Source organism: Pseudomonas sp. DWRC2-2, from assembly GCF_049897885.1.
GTDB classification, from domain to species: Bacteria; Pseudomonadota; Gammaproteobacteria; order Pseudomonadales; family Pseudomonadaceae; genus Aquipseudomonas; species Aquipseudomonas azotoformans_A.
Window position 1 is genome coordinate 158,376 of sequence record NZ_JAFCXD010000004.1, and the last position, 20,526, is coordinate 178,901.

At 61.0% G+C, this 20,526-nt stretch carries 19 protein-coding genes; 9 read left to right on the forward strand and 10 right to left on the reverse strand.

The genetic code is table 11. The features are described 5' to 3' along the window. The first annotated feature begins 4 nt into the window (after nt 1–4). Nucleotides 5–571, forward strand: a complete 567-nt coding sequence (gene nudE, locus ACP7EW_RS19575; protein WP_016979064.1) for an ADP compounds hydrolase NudE — start codon at nt 5–7, stop codon at nt 569–571. Next, nucleotides 568–1,404 (forward strand): 3'(2'),5'-bisphosphate nucleotidase CysQ, encoded by an 837-nt coding sequence (gene cysQ, locus ACP7EW_RS19580; protein ID WP_426219089.1) that lies wholly within the window; start codon nt 568–570, stop codon nt 1,402–1,404. Before nudE ends, cysQ begins: the two co-directional genes overlap by 4 nt. A 67-nt stretch (nt 1,405–1,471) precedes the next feature. Here cysQ and ACP7EW_RS19585 read toward each other — a convergent pair whose 3' ends face one another. Genes ACP7EW_RS19585 through rfbB form a run of 7 tightly spaced genes read right to left on the reverse strand, consistent with a single transcriptional unit; the run spans nt 1,472 to nt 8,534 of the window. Next, on the reverse strand, nt 1,472–1,927 hold the full coding sequence (locus ACP7EW_RS19585) for a YiiD C-terminal domain-containing protein (protein WP_426219091.1): 456 nt from the start codon (nt 1,925–1,927) through the stop codon (nt 1,472–1,474). A 26-nt stretch (nt 1,928–1,953) separates the two neighbouring features. Beyond that, nucleotides 1,954–3,330 (reverse strand): sigma-54-dependent transcriptional regulator, encoded by a 1,377-nt coding sequence (locus ACP7EW_RS19590; protein ID WP_033898710.1) that lies wholly within the window; start codon nt 3,328–3,330, stop codon nt 1,954–1,956. Beyond that, a complete protein-coding gene (locus ACP7EW_RS19595; protein WP_033898706.1) occupies nt 3,327–5,135 on the reverse strand; it encodes a sensor histidine kinase in 1,809 nt (602 codons plus the stop codon). The genes ACP7EW_RS19590 and ACP7EW_RS19595 overlap by 4 nt, the downstream gene beginning before the upstream one ends. A 36-nt stretch (nt 5,136–5,171) precedes the next feature. After that, nucleotides 5,172–6,041 (reverse strand): dTDP-4-dehydrorhamnose reductase, encoded by an 870-nt coding sequence (gene rfbD, locus ACP7EW_RS19600; RefSeq protein ID WP_426219093.1) that lies wholly within the window; start codon nt 6,039–6,041, stop codon nt 5,172–5,174. Next, entirely contained in the window at nt 6,038–6,583 is a 546-nt protein-coding gene (rfbC, locus tag ACP7EW_RS19605; protein WP_133076524.1) for a dTDP-4-dehydrorhamnose 3,5-epimerase, read from the reverse strand. Before rfbC ends, rfbD begins: the two co-directional genes overlap by 4 nt. Continuing rightward, on the reverse strand, nt 6,580–7,455 hold the full coding sequence (gene rfbA / locus ACP7EW_RS19610) for a glucose-1-phosphate thymidylyltransferase RfbA (protein ID WP_426219095.1): 876 nt from the start codon (nt 7,453–7,455) through the stop codon (nt 6,580–6,582). The genes rfbC and rfbA overlap by 4 nt, the downstream gene beginning before the upstream one ends. Then, nucleotides 7,452–8,534 (reverse strand): dTDP-glucose 4,6-dehydratase, encoded by a 1,083-nt coding sequence (gene rfbB / locus ACP7EW_RS19615; RefSeq protein ID WP_426219097.1) that lies wholly within the window; start codon nt 8,532–8,534, stop codon nt 7,452–7,454. The genes rfbA and rfbB overlap by 4 nt, the downstream gene beginning before the upstream one ends. A 141-nt stretch (nt 8,535–8,675) precedes the next feature. On the opposite strand from rfbB, the gene ACP7EW_RS19620 reads away from it, so the two are divergent. From ACP7EW_RS19620 to ACP7EW_RS19630, 3 genes are all read left to right on the forward strand, one after another. Beyond that, on the forward strand, nt 8,676–11,576 hold the full coding sequence (locus tag ACP7EW_RS19620) for an aminotransferase (protein WP_426219099.1): 2,901 nt from the start codon (nt 8,676–8,678) through the stop codon (nt 11,574–11,576). Nucleotides 11,577–11,697: 121 nt separating this feature from the next. After that, nucleotides 11,698–12,804 (forward strand): agmatine deiminase, encoded by a 1,107-nt coding sequence (gene aguA, locus ACP7EW_RS19625; RefSeq protein WP_426219101.1) that lies wholly within the window; start codon nt 11,698–11,700, stop codon nt 12,802–12,804. Nucleotides 12,805–13,038: 234 nt separating this feature from the next. Then, nucleotides 13,039–13,254 (forward strand): hypothetical protein, encoded by a 216-nt coding sequence (locus tag ACP7EW_RS19630; protein WP_133076520.1) that lies wholly within the window; start codon nt 13,039–13,041, stop codon nt 13,252–13,254. A gap of 67 nt (nt 13,255–13,321) precedes the next feature. Here the strand turns inward: ACP7EW_RS19630 and ACP7EW_RS19635 are convergent, their stop codons facing one another. Then, nucleotides 13,322–15,409 (reverse strand): TonB-dependent receptor, encoded by a 2,088-nt coding sequence (locus ACP7EW_RS19635; protein WP_426219103.1) that lies wholly within the window; start codon nt 15,407–15,409, stop codon nt 13,322–13,324. A 411-nt stretch (nt 15,410–15,820) separates the two neighbouring features. On the opposite strand from ACP7EW_RS19635, the gene ACP7EW_RS19640 reads away from it, so the two are divergent. From ACP7EW_RS19640 to ACP7EW_RS19650, 3 genes are all read left to right on the forward strand, one after another. Then, nucleotides 15,821–17,137, forward strand: a complete 1,317-nt coding sequence (locus tag ACP7EW_RS19640; RefSeq protein ID WP_033898687.1) for an OprD family porin — start codon at nt 15,821–15,823, stop codon at nt 17,135–17,137. A 204-nt stretch (nt 17,138–17,341) separates the two neighbouring features. Continuing rightward, nucleotides 17,342–17,545 carry a tautomerase family protein gene (locus tag ACP7EW_RS19645; protein ID WP_016979078.1) on the forward strand — a complete coding sequence of 68 codons (204 nt, stop codon included), beginning with the start codon at nt 17,342–17,344 and terminating at the stop codon, nt 17,543–17,545. A gap of 20 nt (nt 17,546–17,565) precedes the next feature. Further along, the gene (locus ACP7EW_RS19650; protein WP_426219105.1) at nt 17,566–18,267 is read left to right on the forward strand and encodes an SDR family NAD(P)-dependent oxidoreductase; all 702 of its coding nucleotides are present in this window, start codon (nt 17,566–17,568) and stop codon (nt 18,265–18,267) included. 15 nt (nt 18,268–18,282) lie between these two features. Here ACP7EW_RS19650 and ACP7EW_RS19655 read toward each other — a convergent pair whose 3' ends face one another. Next, nucleotides 18,283–19,170, reverse strand: coding sequence for an AraC family transcriptional regulator (locus tag ACP7EW_RS19655; protein WP_426219108.1), 888 nt, complete (start codon nt 19,168–19,170; stop codon nt 18,283–18,285). A 122-nt stretch (nt 19,171–19,292) separates the two neighbouring features. Between ACP7EW_RS19655 and ACP7EW_RS19660 the strand changes: the two genes are divergently transcribed. Further along, nucleotides 19,293–19,784 (forward strand): hypothetical protein, encoded by a 492-nt coding sequence (locus tag ACP7EW_RS19660; protein WP_426219110.1) that lies wholly within the window; start codon nt 19,293–19,295, stop codon nt 19,782–19,784. Here ACP7EW_RS19660 and ACP7EW_RS19665 read toward each other — a convergent pair. Then, the gene (locus ACP7EW_RS19665; RefSeq protein ID WP_426219112.1) at nt 19,768–20,517 is read right to left on the reverse strand and encodes a hypothetical protein; all 750 of its coding nucleotides are present in this window, start codon (nt 20,515–20,517) and stop codon (nt 19,768–19,770) included. The genes ACP7EW_RS19660 and ACP7EW_RS19665 overlap by 17 nt on opposite strands. Nucleotides 20,518–20,526: the final 9 nt, after the last annotated feature.

Here is a 20,526-nt window from a genome sequence, read left to right on the forward strand (position 1 = left end):
GCTCATGCGCCAGAAACCCACCGTCCTCGCCCGCGAAATAGTCGCCAGTAGCCGTTTGTTCCGCGTGGAGGAAGTGCAACTGCGCTTTTCCAATGGCGTTGAACGGACCTACGAGCGCCTGGTGGGGCGCGGTGCCGGCTACGGCGCGGTGATGATCGTGGCAATGATCGACGCGGACCATGCGTTGCTGGTGGAAGAATACTGCGGCGGTACCGACGAATATGAGTTGTCGTTGCCCAAAGGGTTGATCGAACCTGGCGAAGACGTACTGGCGGCGGCAAACCGCGAACTCAAGGAAGAGGCCGGCTACGGCGCCCGTCAGTTGGAGCACCTCACCGAACTGTCGCTGTCGCCAGGCTACATGAGCCAGAAAATCCAGGTGGTATTGGCCACCGATCTCTATGAAGAACGCCTGGAAGGCGATGAACCTGAGCCGATGCGTGTGGACCGGGTCAACCTGCGCGAACTGTCGATGCTCGCGCAAAACGAGCAATTCAGCGAAGGCCGTGCCCTGGCTGCGCTGTACCTGGTACGAGACCTGTTGACCCAGCGTGGAGCGTTTACCGCATGAGCGAACTGTTTTTAGGCCACCCGTTTATTGCCCCTGTGATCGAACTGGCTCGCCAGGCCGGTGAAGCGATTTTGCCGTACTGGCGTGCCGACGTGGCCGTGACCTCCAAAGCCGACGATTCGCCAGTGACGGCAGCGGATCTGGCGGCTCATCACCTGATCCTGGCTGGCCTGACCGCGCTGGACCCCAGCATTCCGGTGTTGTCCGAGGAAGACGCCGACATCGACCAAAACGTGCGCGCCGGCTGGCAGCGCTGGTGGTTGGTGGACCCGCTGGACGGCACCAAGGAATTTATTGCCGGCAGCGAAGAATTCACCGTGAACATCGCCCTGATCGAGCAAGGCCGCGTGGTGTTTGGCGTGGTGTCGATGCCCACCAGCGGCCGTTGTTACTTCGGTGGTGCTGGCCTGGGCGCCTGGCGCTCGGATGTGAATGAAGCACCCAAGCAGATCCAGGTGCGCGAGGCACCCGCAGCAGGTGAGTCGTTTACCGTGGTGGCCAGCCGTCGGCATTCCAGCCCTGAGCAGGAGCGTTTGCTCGACGGCTTGAGCGAGGGCCTGGGCGCATTGAAGCTGGCGAATATCGGCAGCTCGCTGAAGTTTTGCCTATTGGCTGAAGGCAGTGCCGATTGCTACCCGCGACTGGCGCCGACTTCCCAGTGGGACACGGCGGCCGCCCAAGGTGTGCTGGAAGGGGCGGGAGGCGAGGTGTTGGAGTTGAGCGGTGAACCGTTCAGCTATCCGGCGCGGGCATCGTTGTTGAATCCGTTCTTTCTGGCGTTGCCGGCGAAGGCGGCTTGGCGTGAGCGGTTGCTGACGCTGGCCCGTTCCTGAGGCCACAGCAGATCAAACTGTGGGAGCGAGCAAGCCCGCTCCCACATTCGGTTTTGTGCAGTGGCGGCTAGCGGTGCAGGACGTATTGACCGGTGAAAGCCACAGCTCTTTCCTCACTGCCCTCATTCACAACCCATGTCTCCAGCGTCAACCGCGCGCGGCCATAGCGCTTGTAGGTCGCTAGAAACCGCTGCCACACCTTTTCCTCGGGTGCTGTGCAAATCGCGGTCGCATCCCGCGTGACCGGCAGCGGATAGCTGATCTGCCCTTCCTGAATCACAATATGCCCGTCCTCAATCCCTTCTTCCCGCAACTGCAAGTGCAGCCAGCCCCAGCCCGCCAGTACCGCGCCGCAATATAAACTTCCGCCGAACATGGTGCTCTTGTGGTTGATGTTGGCTTGCAAGGGCAGATGCAGTTCCAGCCGCCCCTGTTTCCAGTCGAGCACCTTGAGGCCCATTTCCCGGGTGAGGGGGATGTTGTGGTGAAGGATGGATTCCAGGTAACGGCTGTCGCGGTTCATGGGGGCCTCTTGGTGGGTGGGGGCTGTCATTCGTCGTCGCTGCTTTGGTTGGCGAAGTTCAGGCCGTGCTTGCGCAGTTTGTCGTGCAGGGTCTTGCGCGGAACGCCCAGGGCTTCGGCCAGGCTGCGCATGGAGCTGTGGGGGCGGGTCAGTTCGGCGGCGATCAGGCTTTTTTCGAACTGCTCGACTTGCTCGCTCAGGCCGCCAGGCGTGGAGGTCAGCACACCAGCTGATGGATTGTCCGGTGTGTTGTCCAGCGCCAGTTCCAGGCCCAGAGCAAAGCGCTCGGCGGCGTTCTGCAATTCGCGCACATTGCCTGGCCAGCTATGGCGCAGCAGCAGCGCGCGCTGGCCGGGTTGCAGTTCGTGCAGCGGCAAGCCGTGGCGGCTGCTGGCCTCATCGGCGAAGTGCTGGAACAACATCAGCGCATCCTCGCCCCGCTCACGCAGCGGCGGAATACGCAGCGGCGCGACGTTGAGGCGGTAATACAGGTCGGCCCGGAAACGGCCCTGGTCGGCCGACTGGCGCAGGTCTTCCTTGGTGGCGGCGATGATGCGGATATCCAGCGGGATCAGCTGATTGCCGCCCAGGCGCTCCACCACCCGCTCTTGCAACAGGCGCAAGAGTTTGACCTGAACATCCAGGCTCATGCTTTCGATTTCATCCAGAAACAAGGTGCCGCCGTTGGCGAATTCGAACTTACCGATACGGCGTTTCTGCGCGCCGGTAAAGGCGCCGGGTTCGTGGCCGAACAGTTCGCTTTCCACCACTGACTCGGCCAATGCGCCTGCGTTGATCGCCACAAACGGGCCGCTGCGGCGGCTCGATAAATCATGCAGGGCGCGCGCCACCACCTCTTTGCCGGCGCCGGTTTCACCGAGGATCAGCACATCGGCCTTGGTCGCGGCCAAGGCGCCGATCTGCTCGCGCAGGCGCAGCATTTGCGGCGAGTGGCCCACCAGGCGCGTGCTCAGTTGCTGGCGGTCGCTGAGAGCCAGGCGCAGGCTGCGGTTGTCCAGCACCAGCCGGCGCAGGGCCAGGGCGCGGCGCACGCTGTCGAGCAGGGCGTCGCTGGCGAACGGTTTTTCCAGGAAGTCATAAGCCCCGGCGCGCATGGCTTGCACTGCCAGCGGCACGTCGCCGTGGCCGGTGATCAGCAACACCGGCAGGTCTGGGTCCTGGCCATGCAGTTCGGCGAGCAGTTCCAGGCCGTCCATGCCGGGCATGCGGATGTCGCTGACCACCACACCTGGCCAGTCCCGCGACAGGCGCGCGGTAAGGCCGGTGGCTTCGCCCAGGGTCAGGACCTTCAGCCCGGCCAGGTCCAGGGTCTGGCACAGGGCCTGACGCAGGTGTGGATCGTCGTCGATCAACACCACCTGAATCTGGTTATCGATACTCATACACTGCGGTCCTCGGACGGTTGCAGACTGACGCCCGGCGCACCGGCACGCAATTTCAAGGTTAACAGCGCGCCGCCTTCCTTGTGGTTGGCAAACAGCAGTTCGCCGCCAAAGGCACGCATCAGGGTGTCACAGATCGCCAGCCCCAAGCCAAGCCCCTGGGTGCGGGTCTTGGTGGTGTAGAACGGCTCGCTGGCGCGGCCCAGGGCCTCCATGCAAAAGCCCGGGCCGTTGTCGCGAATGTACAGGTTGACGCCCTGTTCGGTGGTTTCGGCACTCAGCCAGAGTTTACGCGGCGGGCCTTTTTCGGTGAGCGCGTCGAGGGCGTTGGCCAGCAGGTTGCCCAGCACCTGGCGCAGGCGAGTTTCACCGGCCTGGACCCACAGCGTCGCTTCGGGCAAATCGCGGATCAGCTCGACCTCCATCGACCGCCGCCGCTTGGCCAGCAACGCCAGTGCATCATCCAGGGCCGGTTGCAGGGCCACACTCTCGGGCGCATGGCGGTCGCGGCGGGCAAAGGCGCGCAGGTGGGCGATGATCGAGGCCATGCGCCCGGTCAGCTCGCTGATCAGTTTGAGATTGCCCCGTGCATCGGTGGTGCGCTCATGGTCGAGCAGGATTTCAGCATTCTCTGCATAGCTGCGAATCGCCGCCAGGGGCTGATTGAGTTCATGGCTGATGCTCGCCGACATGGTGCCCAGCGCCGACAGTTTGCCCGCCTGCACCAGGTCATCCTGGGCGCGTACCAACTCCTGCTGGGCGTGCTCGCGCTCCAGCACTTCCTGTTTCAAACGCCGGTTGAGGCCTTCGAGGTCACTGGTCCGCTCCACCACCCGCGCTTCCAGCTCGCGACGGGCCTTGGCTTCGAACGCAATGCGTTCCAGGTAATGGCGGCGACGCTGCATCATCAAACCGAGCAGCAACATCAACACCAACAGCGTAGCGCCGCCCACGGCGACCACCGTGCGCACCGGGCGGTTGATCAGCGAGCGCGGCGCGAGGATTTCCACGTTCCAGCCGGTTTCGGCGATGGCCGTGGATTGGCGCAGCCAGGCGGTGTTGCTCAGGCTAAGCGGCTGTGGATCGCGGGTCGGGTAGGGCTGGATGGCGATGATGGCCTGGCGTTCTTCAGCCGTCAGTGGTCGGGTAGCGCGGAATCGCCATTGTGGGCGTGAGGTCAAGATCACCACGCCATTGTGGTCGGTGACCAGCAGTTGCTCCGGGGTGTTGCCCCACAGGCTTTCGGTGTGGTCCAGGTCAACCTTGACCACCAGCACGCCGATGATCGTATCGCCATCACGCACGGCGGCGGCGAAGAAGTAACCACGCTTGGCCGAGGTGGTGCCCAACCCGAAAAACCGCCCCAGGCGTCCGTCCATGGCCTCGCTGAAATAAGGCCGGAACGAGAAGTTGCGCCCGACGAAGCTGTCTTGCTTGTCCCAGTTGGACGCGGCCAGGGTCTTGCCGGTGGTGTCCATCAGGTACATCACCTCCACCCCGGCCTGGGCGGCGACGTCCTTGAGCAGCAGGTTGGCGTTGACCAGGTTGGTGCTGACCCCAGGCGCATCCAGCGCGGTGCGCAAGGCTGGCAAGTCGCCGAGAATCTGCGGCAGCACCTCATAACGGTGCAGCGTGCCAAGTAAGTTGGCCACGTACAGGTCGAGGGTCTGGCGGTTCTGGCCGGCCAGCTCACTACGGTAATAACGCTCGGCCAGGTGCTCCAGCGGCCACAGCAGCGGTGCCAGGCACAACGCCAACAAGGCAAGGCTGCGCCAGCGGGGTCTACGTGGGAGGGGTGGAGTCATGGGAGTCGTGCGCCTGTGGGTACAGGCGCATTATGCCTAGTGCAGCTCTGCAAGACACTCGCGCAATGCGTCTTGCCAGTGGGGCAGGCTGACGTGCCATTGCTGCTGCAGACGGCTGCAATCGAGACGCGAGTTCAGCGGGCGCTTGGCGGGCGTTGGATAAGCGCTGGAAGGGATCGGCTCCAGTTCGGCGCAGGCCTTTCCCTGTTTGCGCAGGTGCTCGCCAATGGCCTCGGCAAAACCGAACCATGAGGTTTCGCCTGCGGCGCTCAGGTGATAAATGCCCCATTCCCCCGGTTCGCCGGCTTGCCAGCGCTCGATCAATGCGCGCGTGCTGTTGGCAATGCTGCCGGCCCAGGTCGGCGCACCGATCTGGTCGGCCACGATGCGCAGTTGTGGCTTCTCCTGCAGCAAGCGCTGCATGGTCAGCAGGAAGTTCTTACCGTGGCTGGAGTAGACCCAACTGGTGCGCAGGATCAGGTATTGGCCACCGGCGGCGGCTATCGCTTGCTCGCCGGCCAGTTTGCTCTGGCCGTAGACGCCCAGCGGGTTTGGTGTGTCGGCTTCGGTGTAGGGGGCTGGCTTGCTGCCGTCGAACACGTAGTCAGTGGAATAGTGGATCAGCGGGATGCCTAGGGTTTTGGCCTCTTCGGCCAGGATGCCGGGGGCGGTGGCGTTGATGGCGAAGGCGGCGTCTGGCTCGCTCTCGGCCAGATCGACAGCAGTGTGGGCTGCCGCGTTGATGATCAGGCCAGGACGGTGGTCGCGGACTTGCTGGCGGATCTGCTCGGGTTTGGCCAGGTCGAGCTGGTCGCGGCCCAGGACGATCAGTTCGCCAAGGCCTTGGAACCGTTGCTGAAGCTCACGGGAGACTTGGCCGTGTTGGCCGGTGATCAAGATCTTCATGGGAACACGTCAGCTTCCATCAAGGATTTACCTGCCTGGTCCTTGGCGGACAACTGCGGCGCTTCCCCCAGCTCCCAGTCGATGGCCAGTGTCGGGTCATTCCACAGGATGCAGCGTTCGGCACTGGGCTGGTAGTAGTCAGTGGTTTTGTACAGGAATTCGGCGTGTTCACTCAGTACTACGAATCCATGGGCGAAACCTTCCGGCACCCACAGCTGGCGGTGGTTCTGTGCCGATAAACGTACGCCTACCCACTGGCCGAAACTCGGCGAGCTGCGGCGGATATCGACGGCTACGTCCAACACCTCACCTGCGGTGACGCGCACCAGCTTGCCCTGGGTATGTTCAAGTTGGTAATGCAGGCCGCGCAGCACGCCTTTTTGCGAGCGCGAGTGGTTGTCCTGCACAAACTGGCGCTTTAGCCCAGTGGCCTCTTCAAAACCGCGGACGTTGAAGCTTTCGTAGAAAAAACCGCGCTCATCACCAAACACTTTCGGTTCGATGATCAGCACACCTCGCAATGAGGTTTCAATGACGTTCACTGATTGTCTCCAGCCAGTGAGTAGAGGTATTGGCCGTAGCCGGTCTTGCCGAAGTACTTGGCGCGTTCGAGCAGATGGTCGCGGTCGATCCAGCCATTGCCGTAGGCGATTTCTTCAAGGCATGCCACTTTCAGCCCTTGGCGGCGTTCGATGGTCTGCACGTATTGCGAGGCGTCCAGCAAGCTGTCGTGGGTGCCGGTATCCAACCAGGCGAAGCCGCGGCCGAAGCGTTCCACGTGCAGGTCACCCCGGTGCAAGTAGGCGTTGTTGACGTCGGTGATCTCCAACTCGCCACGGGTGGAGGGCTTGACCGCCTTGGCGATGCTGATCACGTCGTTGTCATAGAAATACAGGCCTGTCACGGCATAGCTTGATTTAGGCACCGCCGGCTTTTCTTCAATGGACAGCGCGCGCCCTTCGCTGTCGAAGTCGATCACGCCAAAGCGCTCCGGGTCTTTGACCCAGTAGCCAAACACCGTGGCACCCTTGTCGCGCTTCACTGCTGCGTGCAGCTGCGCGCTGAAGCTTTGGCCGTGGAAAATGTTATCGCCGAGTATCAGGCACACAGGGTCTTTGCCAATGAACGCCTCGCCAATCAGGAAGGCCTGCGCCAGGCCATCTGGCGAGGGTTGCTCGGCGTAGCTGAATGTTACGCCGAACTGGCTGCCATCACCCAGCAGGTTGCGGTATTGCGGCAGGTCGGCCGGGGTGGAAATCACTAGGATTTCCTTGATACCCGCCAACATCAGCACCGAGATCGGATAATAGATCATCGGTTTGTCATACACCGGCAATAGTTGCTTGGACACGCCCAGGGTAATGGGGTGAAGACGGGTGCCGGAGCCGCCGGCCAATACGATTCCTTTCATCATGCGATCAGATCCCTCATGTCGGTATTGCCCAATCGTTGGCCCTGATAACTCCCATCCTGGACCCTGCGGCACCATTCAAGGTTATCGAGGTACCACTGCACGGTCTTGCGCAGTCCGGTTTCAAAGGTTTCCTCGGGCACCCAGCCCAGCTCTCGTTCTATTTTGCTGGCGTCGATTGCATAGCGCAGATCATGGCCGGGGCGGTCTTTGACGAACGTGATCAAGTCGGCGTATTTCTGCACACCGGCTGGGTGCCGTGGCGCCAGTTCTTCCAGCAAGGCGCAGATCTGTCGCACGACGTCGATGTTCTTTTGTTCGTTGTGGCCGCCGATGTTGTAGGTTTCGCCCACGACGCCCTCTGCCACCACCTTGAGCAAGGCTCGGGCGTGATCTTCGACGAACAGCCAGTCGCGCACCTGCAAGCCATCACCATAGACCGGCAATGGCTTGCCCGCGAGGGCATTGAGAATGACCAGCGGGATAAGTTTTTCGGGGAAGTGGAATGGCCCGTAGTTGTTCGAACAGTTGGTCAGCAGTACCGGCAAGCCATAGGTGCGCTGCCAGGCGCGAACCAGGTGATCGGAAGCAGCTTTACTCGCGGAGTAGGGCGAGCTGGGGGCGTAGGGCGTGGTTTCGGTGAACAAGTCGTCTACACCATGCAGGTCGCCGTACACCTCGTCCGTAGAAATATGGTGAAATCGGAAGGCCTTTTTTTCCGGATCGGTGAGCGTTTGCCAATAGCCCCGTGCCGCTTCCAACAGACTGTAGGTGCCGACGATATTGGTTTGGATAAAGTCCGACGGACCGTCAATCGAACGGTCGACATGGGATTCAGCAGCCAGGTGCATGATCGCCTGGGGCTCAAAGCGCGTCAGTACGGCGCTGACGGTGGGCTGGTCGTTGATATCGGCTTGGACAAATTCGTATCGGCTGTTGGGCGCGATACTGGTCAACGATTCCAGGTTGCCAGCGTAGGTGAGTTTGTCCAGGTTGAGCACTTCGTGCTCGGTGTACTGGATCAAGTGACGTACCAAAGCAGAACCGATAAAACCGGCGCCACCGGTAATGAAAATGCGCATGTCGGGGGCCCTTTTCCTTAGACGGACGATTAGCGAGCATAGCCTGTGTTGTGACGCCCGGCAGGTTGGCATGCCTCAGGGGTTGCCTAATCCCCCTGAACAATGGCGATATACACGCCTAAAAAAGCCGAGGCCAACCCCATGCTGCTCGCCACCCTGATCCATCGCGCCAGTCTACCCTGCCCGCAAGTAGGCCCCGACCAGGCGGCTCAACTGCTTGAGCAGCATTACGGCCTCACTGGCACCTTGCAATCATTGGGCAGCCAACAAGACCTCAACTACAAAGTCGACAGCCCTCGCGGCCGGTTTGTTCTGAAAATCTGCCGGGGTGACTACGCCGCGTTAGAGCTGCACGCCCAACACGCCGCACTCAATAGCCTGCAGGCTATACGCGTACCTAGGGTCATCAAGTCCTTGACGGGGGACGAGCTGTTGACCCTGAGCCTCGACGGCCAGGCCCTGCACGTGCGGGTGCTGGACTATATCGATGGCCAGCCGTTGACCCATCTGCCTCACCTGGGGCGCAGGGTGATCGCCGGGTTTGGTGACCTGTGTGGGCGCATGAGTCAGGCGCTGGCGCGGTTCGAGCATCCGGGCCTGGACCGCACGCTGCAATGGGACCCGCGCCACGCGCAGGCTTTGATCAAGCATCTGCTGGCGACGCTGGACAATCTTGCGCACCGCCCGGCACTGGAGCAAGTGGCCGAGCAGGTCGAAAAGCGTATCCGACCCCTGGCCGATCACCTGCCTTGGCAAGCGGTGCATATGGACATCACTGACGACAACGTGGTGTGGCAACGTGATGCTCAACGTCATTGGCAACTTCAAGGCGTGATCGATTTCGGTGACCTCGTGCACACCTGGCGCATTGCCGATCTGTCGGTGACTTGTGCGGCATTGCTGCACCACGCCGACGGCGATCCCTTTGCGATCTTGCCGGCGATCCAGGCGTGCCATGCGGTGACGCCGTTACAGCACGAAGAATTGCAGGCGCTGTGGCCGCTGATCGTCGCCCGTGCGGCGGTGCTGGTGTTGAGCAGTGAGCAGCAGCAACGCTTGGATCCGGATAACAGTTACCTGCTGAAAAACGCCGAGCATGAGTGGGAAATCTTCCACGTGGCGACGTCAGTGCCGTTTGAGTTGATGGAGGCGGCGATTCTGGGATGTGTCAGTCAGGCGCCCGCACCGATCGCCAGCCAGGGTTTTGCGCCCTTGTTGCCGGGGTTGGTGGGGCGCGAGTTTGCGTTGATCGACCTGGGCGTCCTCAGCCCGCATTTTGAGGCAGGAAACTGGGAGCAACCCGGCATTGATCAGCGCCTGTTACAGGAAGCAGCGGCGGTGCATGGCCTGGCGGCGAGTCGTTATGGGCAATACCGTTTGTCGCGTACCGAGCCCGACAGCGCGAATGAGCCAGAGACGTTCCCGCTGCATGTCGAACTGCACGTGCCGTTGGGTACCTCCGTCGAAGCGCCGTTTGCAGGTGTTGTGCGACGGGACGCCCACGGTGAGCTGCAGGTACACAGCAGCGAGGCAAGCGTGCGGCTATGGGGCGTTAAAGCACAGCTTCAGCCAGGTGCTGCGGTGCTGAAGGGCCAGGTGATCGGTGAGGTCGAAGGCCCGCTCACCGTGCAACTATGCCGTTTTGACTGCCCTGCGCCGTTGTTCTGCACGCCGTCCCGGGCACAGGCTTGGCAAACGCTGTGCCCATCGCCGGCCGCGTTGTTGGGGCTGGCCTGCGATGCCGAGCCCGAGCTGGACCCCGAGGCCCTGCTGGCCCGTCGCGACGCCAGTTTCGCCCGTTCGCAAAAGCATTATTACGTCGACCCGCCGCGCATCGAACGTGGCTGGCGCAACCATCTGATCGATATGCAGGGCCGTTCCTACCTGGACATGCTCAACAACGTCGCAGTGTTGGGCCACGGCCACCCGCGGATGGCGGCGGTGGCGGCGCGGCAGTGGTCGTTGCTCAATACCAACTCGCGTTTCCACTACGCGGCGATTGCCGAGTTTTCCGAGCGCTTGCTGGCGCTGGCGCCTGAGGGCATGGACCGGGTATTCCTGGTCAACAGCGGCACTGAGGCCAATGACCTGGCGATCCGCCTGGCCTGGGCCTACAGCGGCGGGCGCGACATGCTCAGCGTGCTGGAGGCTTACCACGGTTGGTCGGTGGCGGCGGACGCGGTGTCCACCTCGATTGCCGATAACCCTCAGGCATTGAGCAGTCGTCCGGACTGGGTACACCCGGTGACCGCGCCCAATACTTATCGAGGCGAGTTCCGTGGGCAGGACAGTGCGCCGGATTACGTACGAAGCGTGGAACACAACCTGGCGAAAATCGCCGCGAGTAAACGCCAACTGGCGGGTTTCATCTGCGAGCCGGTGTATGGCAATGCCGGTGGTATCTCGTTGCCGCCGGGCTATTTGCAGGAGGTGTACGGACTTGTCCGCGCCCAGGGCGGCGTGTGCATCGCCGATGAAGTGCAAGTGGGTTACGGCCGGATGGGGCATTTCTTCTGGGGCTTTGAAGAACAGGGCGTGGTGCCCGACATCATCACCATGGCCAAGGGCATGGGCAATGGCCAGCCGCTGGGCGCGGTGATTACCCGGCGAGAAATCGCCGAGGCGCTGGAGGCTGAAGGGTATTTCTTCTCGTCCTCAGGAGGCAGCCCGGTGAGTTGCCGCATTGGCATGGCGGTGCTGGATGTAATGGAAGAGGAATATCTGTGGGAAAACGCCCAGGTGGTTGGCGGGCATTTCAAGGCAAGGTTGGAGGAACTGATTGATCGTCATCCATTAGTCGGTGCCGTCCATGGTTCCGGTTTTTACCTCGGGCTGGAGTTGGTGCGCGACCGGCAAACCCTGGAACCGGCCACCGAAGAAACCACGTTGTTGTGTGATCGCCTGCGGGAGCTGGGGATTTTCATGCAGCCCACGGGTGATTATTTGAACATTCTCAAGATCAAACCGCCGATGGTCACCTCACGGCGTAGCGTGGATTTTTTCGTCGACATGCTGTCGAAGGTGCTCGATGAGCAACTGTGATTGATCGATTGTTATCGGCTAACTATTGTAATATTCACCCGATACCATCTTATGTTGCTTCTAAAGCCGATTTTTATCCGTTATAAAGTCGGCCTTCCCCCCATTCGGAGTCCTGATCGCCATGACCACCCTGCACAGCACCCCCCGCGCCGATGGCTTCCACATGCCTGCCGAATGGGCGCCGCAGACCCAGACCTGGATGATCTGGCCTGAGCGCCCGGACAACTGGCGCCTGGGTGGCAAACCGGCGCAAGCCGCTCATGTGGCGGTGGCCAAGGCCATTGCTCGGTTTGAACCGGTCACCGTGGCGGTTTCCGCCGGCCAGTACGAAAATGCCCGCGCACGCCTGGATGTGCCGAATATCCGCGTGGTCGAGATGTCCAGCGATGACGCCTGGGTGCGCGACACCGGCCCAACCTTCGTGATCAACAACAATGGCGAAGTGCGCGGCGTGAACTGGGACTTCAATGCCTGGGGCGGTTTTGATGGCGGCTTGTATTCGCCGTGGAACCGCGACTCGCAGGTCGGCGGCAAGATCCTCGAAATCGAACGCGCACCGCGCTATCGCACCGAAGACTTTGTGCTGGAAGGCGGGTCGATCCATGTGGACGGCGAAGGCACCCTGATCACCACTGAAGAATGCCTGCTCAACCGCAATCGCAACCCACACCTCGGTCGTGCCGAGATCGAAGCCGTGCTGAGTGCCAATCTGGCTGTGGATAAAATCATCTGGCTGCCGGACGGTCTGTTCAACGACGAAACCGACGGCCATGTGGATAACTTCTGCTGCTACGTGCGCCCAGGCGAAGTGCTGCTGGCCTGGACCGACGACCCGCAAGACCCGAACTACGCACGTTGCCACGCAGCCATGGACGTGCTGCAAAGCAGCACCGACGCCCAGGGACGCTCGTTCACAGTGCATAAAATGCCGATCCCAGGCCCGCTGTACGCGACCGAGGAAGAATGCGCGGGCGTCGACCCGGTTGACGGCAGCCAGGAGCGCAATCCGACCGTGCGGCTGGCCGGTTCCTACGTCAACTTCCTGATCGTCAACGGCGGCATCATCGCGCCTAGCTTCGACGACCCGCTGGACAGCCAGGCCAAGGCCATCCTGCAGGACCTGTTCCCGCAGCATGAAGTGGTGATGGTGCCGGGCCGCGAACTGTTACTGGGTGGCGGCAATATCCATTGCCTGACCCAACAGCAGCCAGCGCCGCACAAAAATTGAGTGCAGTTGTAACAGCACCATGACGACGAACCGGCGCTGATCGGTTCAGGCGTCCACAACAAGCCCGCGACCCAGACAGGTCGCGGGCTTTTTTGTGTCCAAACGCCTATGGGCACGAGACATTGGCATAGCTCTTGTATCGCCGTTGTGACAGTGGCCCAAGGCGATGACTGCGCAGTTCTGTCATAAACCTTGAGTAAGTTAGCCGCTCACGCAGTAGGAGAGAGCGCTGAAATGAATGCCGATATCAACCTGATGTACACGCGCACGTTCCACCCTTTGCGGGTCAACGGCGACGCGATCCATGCGCTGGCGCTCTGGTTGAAGGAAAACGGCTCGCGGCAGATCAGGCAACCGCCTGACTTGCGCAGCGTGATGAGTGAACGTTACCCGGCGGGGTTGTTCAGTGAGGATGAAGTGCACGCGCTGTGCGACGTGTTGAAGAACTAAAGAATACTGAGATCAAAGTGTGGGAGCGACGGCGCGACCTGCTCCCACATTTGAATACCGTGTGGTTCTAGAAGCTGTAGGTACCTGTCACCACCAGGCTACGCGGCTCTCCCGGCTGAATCTGCGCCACACTGGTCGCCGATGCGTAGTAGTTTTTATCCGCGATATTGTTCAGCGCCGCCCTCACGTCCCATTCCTTCTGACGGAACCCGGCCAGCGCATCCCAACGGCCATAACCCGGCAACACCACGGTGTTGAGGCTGTCGGCATAGCGGTCGCCCACCAGCGTCAGGCCGGTTTCTGCGTACCAGCCCATTTCCGGCTTCCAGGTGATGAACAGGCTGGCATTGCGCTTGGCCACATCGCTGACGCGCTTGCCTTCGAAGCCGTTGTTGTCCTTCTCGACCTTGGCATCCTGCAGGCCGACACCGCCGCGTACATACCAATTGCCGACGAGTTTGCCGGTGGCGGTCAGCTCCACACCGCGTGAGCGCTGCAAGCCGCTGAGCAGGGTGATGGTGCGGTCCAGCGGGTCGCTGGTGCGGCGGTTGTAGAGTTCCAGCTCGTACACCGCCAGGGTGGTGCTCAGGCGGTCGCCGAGCCAGTCGCTCTTGACCCCGATTTCCTTCTGCTTGGTCAGCTCGGGGCTCAAGTCGTTGACGCTGCCGGCAGCATTCGGGGTGATACCGATCAAGCCGCCCCCCGCTGGGGAAAACGTCTTGCTCCACGACGCGTAGAACGAGTGGTGCTCCAGTGGCGTCCACACCAGGCCGAACCGCGGGCTGGTGCTGTGGCTTTTGACAGCCTGCTGGGTGTTGAGCAACTTGTTCTTGGTGTCGACTTCGAAGCGGTCATAGCGCAGGCCAGCCAGGACTTGCCACTGATCATTCAGGCGCAGTTGGTCCTGTACGTAAAGTGCGCGGCTTTCGACTTCGGTGTGGTTGTTGCTCGACACGCTCATGCGCCCGGTGTGGCTGAGGTTGCGGTTGGGCTGGTTGAGGTCCAGGCTCGGCACGGCCTGGCCGCCTCGGCTGACGGCAGTGGCGGTGTACAGCTTCGGATCGCGGCGCTGGCTGCCCAGTTCGAGGCCGGTCAGCAGGCGGTGTTCCAGGCCGTAGGTGCTGAAGCCACCTTCGAGCTCGACGTTGTTGAAGATATTGAGGGTGGTGAGGTCTTGCTGCCAGCGCTGGCGCGTGACGCTGTTGTTCGCCGGCACGTAGGCGGTTTGGTAGGTATTGTCGAAATCACTGTCGAGCTTGAACACACCGAGCGTCTGGCGCAATTGCCAGTTGTCGTTGAGTTCATAGGCCAGCTTGGAGCGCAGCGACTGGGATTTGTCGTCGATGTAGTCGCGGTTATCAAAGTAAGTGGTACTGCGGCTTACGTCCGCCGGACGACCGTTGACGCCGGGAATGCCACGGTCGGGCGTGCGGTTGTAGCGGCTGTATTCGTATTGCACCAGCCAGTTCAGGTCCGGCGTGAGCTGCCAGCTCATGGACGGTGCGAACAACTGGCGATTGCCGCTGACGCCGTCGCGGAAGCTGTTGTTGTCCTGGTTGCCCATGTTCAGGCGCAGGCTGATGTTATCGGTGGGGTCGGTGCTGAGGTCGGCGTACAGACTGCGCAAGTCGTTACTGCCGCCCTGAGCTTCGATACTCGATTTATGCCCGGCCATCGGCAGCTTGCTCACGCGGTTGACGATCCCTCCCTGACCGCCTCGCCCGTAAAGCACGGCTGCTGGCCCCTTGAGCACTTCGATGCGCTCGATGTTGTGCAGGTCGCGCACATATTGGCTGTCGTCGCGAATGCCATCCAGATAGAAGTCGTTGCTCGCGTCGAAACCGCGGATGCGCAAGCTATCGAAGCGCGTGTCGGCGCCGCTGCTGACGTTAGGGATGCCGCTCAACGCCTGGCCCAGGTCATTGGTGCCATAGGACCGCAGGCTTTCGGTCTTTACCGAGTCGATGGCCTGGGGCACATAACGCACGGGTGTGGCGGTGCGAGTGGCGGTGCTGGTTTCCTTGACGCGCGGATCGTCTTCGTCAGCTTCGGCGCTGATCGACGTTTCGGGCAAAGTCGTGGCCGCACAGGCAAAACCGGCAGACAGCAGAACAGAAAGCCCAAGGGTGATGGGCGTCAGGCGAGGGGCAGGCATGGAGAAATGTATCCGAATTGTTTGGGAGGAAATTGCGCGTTAATGGTAATGCTTTGCATTTGCGCGCGTTATCTATTACCAAAAGTATCGGCTTTGAAATGTGTTACGGAATGTGTTTTTTGCCGTTTTGAATGCGGTTTTTTGTCGCTTACAGGACCGCTGTAGGCGCTTCCTTAGAATTATTTCGCCTAAATACAGACGATTCGCGAAATTGACACATAGTTCCGGGCGCGACTAGGATTGCGCCCAACGCCTGTGGCTAACCGCCATGACTCATCCAATAAAGAAGGCCCGCGGCCTGTTAAGTCGTCCGCGGGCCTTCTTTTTTCCGGAATCAGTCGACACCAGAAAAAGCATTACGGAGCCTGGTGTCATAGCGCGTACTCAACCAGAAATAAGGAATACAAAAAAATGTTGAAGCAACGGATGAGTCTGATCGCTCTGGGGATTTTGAGCGCATCGACAGCAATGGCAAACGACCAGGACCAGTCCAAGGGTTTTATCGAAGACAGCCACCTGAACATCGCCGCACGTAACGCCTACATCAGCCGTGACTACAAAAACGGCAAGCAAGATAAAGCCGAATGGGGCCAAGGCTTCATCGGTAAGCTCGAATCCGGTTTCACCCAAGGCACCGTCGGTGTGGGCGTGGACGTGATCGGCCAATACGCTATTCGTCTGGACGGCGGTAAAGGCCGTGCCGGCGCTGGCGGTATCGACTTCTTCAAACAGGGCAATGGCACCACCAACCCTGACGGCTCGAACAACCCTGGCTCAGCACCACACGACCTGGCCAAGGGCGGCGCTGCCGTGAAGTTCCGCGTTTCCAACACCGTGCTCAAGTACGGTGATCAGTTCCCGGCCGTGCCTGTGTTGCAGTACGACAACTCCCGCCTGTTGTCGGAAACCTACACCGGTACCTCGATCGTTTCCAAAGAGATCGCCGGTCTGCAACTGGACGCGGGTCACTTCACCAAAGAAGCCCGTAAGAGCATGGAAGGCACCGACAGCGGTCGCCTGAAAAGCATCGACTACATCGGTGGTAGCTACAAATTCACCGAGAGCCTGTCGGCTGCGCTGTACGCCTCCGACATGCAGGACGTGCTGAAGAAGCAATACGTCAACGTCAACTACGTGCTAGCCCTGCCAGAGAAGCAGTCGCTGACTTTTGACTTCAACGGCTACAAAACCAAGCTGGACAAGAGCTTCGCGCTGGAAAACCAGAAAGACGAAAACGCGCGTGACAACAAAATCTGGAGCCTGGGCGCCACGTGGGCTGTTGGCCCGCACAGCTTCACCGTCGCTCACCAGCGCAGCACCGGCGACACCGGCTACCTGTACGGCGGCTATCGCAATGCCGGCGGTATCGGCGATGGCGGTAACACCATCTTGCTGGCCAACTCCTACTGGTCCGACTTCAACGGCAAGGACGAGCGTTCTTGGCAACTGGGCTACGGCATCGATTTCGCCACCTTCGGCGTACCAGGCCTGACCTACAACGTTGCCTACGTTCGCGGTACCAACATCGACGACGGTACCAACCGTGGCGATGGCACCGAGCGTGAAATCTGGAACCAGTTCAAATATGTGGTTCAGAGCGGTCCAGCCAAAGACCTGAGCCTGCGTGCTCGTGCCTCTTGGTTGCGCGTCTCCAACAACGCTGACCAGTACAACGTAGGCGGTAACGAAATCCGTCTGTTCGCCGACTACCCGATCAACGTTTTCTAATTGATCCGGCGTCGCGCCTGATATCCAGGCGATAAAAAACCCCGACTGGTTCGGGGTTTTTTTATGCCTGGCATTCCACCGCGTCTTGTTACACCGCAGTACGAATGAAGTACCCGGCCCCACCTTTATCACTCTGCGACGCACGCCTAAATTGGCCCCACTGCCCGCCCATCACCCCGATGGCCGGCCACTGGAGTTATCGCCATGCCCTTTGTCAGCCTGCGCATCACCCGTGACGGCGTTACCCCGGAGCAAAAAGCCCAGGTCATCGCCGAGTTCACCGAAACCCTCGAACGCGTCCTGCACAAACGCCCGGACCTGACCCACATCGTCATCGAAGAAGTCGATACCGATAACTGGGGCTACGCCGGCATCACCACCACCGAATACCGCAAATCCCAAGCCTGAATCCCTACTGGAGAACCCTCATGAAAAAAGTTGTCATCATCACCGGCGCGTCCCAAGGTATCGGCGCCGCCGTGGTCCAGGCTTACCGCGCCCTCAACTACCGCGTAGTCGCCACGTCGCGCTCGATCCAGCCTTCCACTGACCCGGACATCCTCACCGTCGCCGGCGACATCGCCGACCCGGCCACCGCCCAGCGCGTCATTCGCGAAACCCTGGCCACCTTCGGGCGCATCGATAGCCTGATCAACAACGCCGGTATCTTCATCGCCAAGCCGTTCACGGCCTACACCCAGGAGGACTACGCCAATGTGCTCGCGGTGAACCTCAACGGCTTCTTCTACATCACCCAACTCGCCATTGCCGAGATGGAAAAGAACCACGCCGGCCATATCGTCAACGTCACCACCAGCCTGGCGGACCACGCGATAGACGGCGTGCCGTCGGTGCTCGCGAACCTCACCAAAGGCGGCCTGAATTCAGCGACCAAGTCCCTGGCGATCGAGTACGCCAAGCGTGGCATCCGGGTGAACGCGGTGAGCCCAGGGATCATCAAGACGCCGATGCACGGCGCAGAAACCCACGCGGCGCTGGGGCAATTGCACCCGGTCGGGCACATGGGTGAGGTGAGTGACATCGCCCAGGCGATCGTCTACCTGGAACGCGCTGGGTTTGTCACCGGCGAGATTCTTCATGTCGACGGTGGGCAAAGCGCGGGTCATTGATACACACGTCCCGGCCTAACCCGGCCGGGCGTTGTCCTCTCGTGGCGAGCGACCAAAAAAGGCTTTGTAAGCTCGGCTGAACGCCGCCTCGGATTCATAGCCAATTGCAAAGCCGATTTCGCCGATGCGACCGTCCTGTCTGGACAACATGGTTTTCGCCAGGGTCAGGCGCCATTCATTTTGATAACGCAGCGGCGAGCGCCCGACCAGCGTAGTGAAGCGTTCACAGAAGTTCGAGCGTGACATGCCCGCAATCTCCGCCAGCGCGTCGATACGCCACTGCGTGCCCGGCGTTTCGTGAAGGGCCTTCAGCGCTCGGGCGATACGTGCATCCGACAGCCCACCCAGCCATCCAGAAGCAACACCCTGCTGCACCCAGGTGCGCAGGATACGAATCACCACAAGATCGATCAGGCGCGAAATCATCAACGCGCCACCCGGTTGGGTGTCATGGGCTTCAAGCAGCATGAAATGCAGAATGCCTTCCGCCCAGGCGGCAGCTTCAGCGTGCGGGATATGAATCAGTCGCGGCAGGGCAAACAGCATGGCCTGGAAACTGCTCGCGTCGAACCAGAAGCGGCAGATGACCACGCTGGCGGCGCCATCCACCGCCGTCATGACGAGGCCCGCAGGACCGTGGGGCAGCAGGATGACATCGCCTGGGTTCAAGGTCTGTGCCGGTTGATCGGCCACGTCCAACTGCAGTTTGCCTTGCTGAAGCACGCAGATATGCGCGCTCTTTTCATCAAGGTCGAGGGTCTGCGCGTCCGCAAGCGTGCAGGCATAAACGCGGTCGCCCGTCAGACGGATCTGCGCCAGCACCTGGGACAGCAAATCGCCCTTGGCCAGCCCTTCCAGTTGCATTTCCGGATGAATGATCAAGTTTTCCAAGGGATTCATCATATCGGTCCAATCCCGCCGTCACTAAGCTGATCCCCGAGATCATAGCGTGCCGGCGTCATCGAGATGAACGTTTGCAACGTTGGCCGTTTATGCACGTCATCCAATTACATGGGAACACTGAAATGTTCGGAATCTCCGCCCTTGGCTGGCTTCACACCCTCGGCAGCCTGCCGGCCATTCCACTGGCCGCCTACATGTTTATCAAGCACGGACGCATCGTGCCTCGGTCAGTGCCGGGAGTGTTCTATTTTGTGTCGATGTTGATCGGCGGCTTCACCGTGTTCCTGGTGGCGCATCAACCCGTCAGCAACATCATCGGTGTGATTACCCTTGCGCTGCTGTTGGCAGGTTACGGGGTAGGGCACTTGGCCTGGTTGGGGCGGGCGCGTGTCTACTTGGAAACGATCTTTTTGAGCCTGACCGCGTTCTTTCTGATGGTGCCCACCGTTTCCGAAACGTTGCGTCGCGTTCCCGATGGCCACCCCTTCGTGACAGACCTGCAATCGCCCGTGTTGCTTGGCGCACAGGCGGGTATCGCGGTGGCGCTAGTGATCGGCTTGACAGCACAAATGGTCCATCTGCGCAGAAAGGCGCGTCTCAGAACCGCCCACTGATCCCCAGCAACGGCCCTTTCTGGACGATGTCGTAGACGAAACCATCGTGACGATAATTCACGCCCATCGCCCGGTAGCCGGCGACTGCCGAGAAACCGGGCCAGAATTCCCAGCCCGCCAGCGCCGCCAGGTCCCAGTCTTGCTTGGACTGCCCGGCGCCCGCCATGCCCCAGGATGACAACCAGAACCGCTCATTCAACGCGTAGTGCCCGCGCAGCCCGGCCATGGCGTCGGCCCAGGTGGCGCTGTCGGAGCCGGATCGCCCGCCAACGGGCCCACCATGCAAGGTGAGGGTGGTGCTGCTGTACCAGACGCGCATCCCGCCGGCCACATCCAACCGCCGGTCTGCATCCCCCCACACGGTATAGCCGCCTCCCAGGAACCCGGAAGCGGTCTTGCTTTCTACCTCAAGCTTGTTGGCAAGGATGCCTCCAGGCAGGCGGCTGCGGGTGTCTGTGTCGATGTACATCAGGTCGGCGAGCACGCTGTAGGGACCACGACGCGCCTCGCCCATCAGCATCACCGACATATCCACCGTGCGTGCGATGTCGGAGAAGTCGGACTTGATAAATTGGGTGCCGGTGCTGCGATGGCCCACGTGCCCACGGATACCGGCGCCCCACAGGTAAGGTCCGCCGTTGAAGGTCCAACCCTCGCCGTCGGCGGCCGTGGCCAAGGTGGGCATTGCCGCAAAGGCGCCCAACACCAGCGTCAGGCGTCGTAAGTGCATCATGGTGTTTCT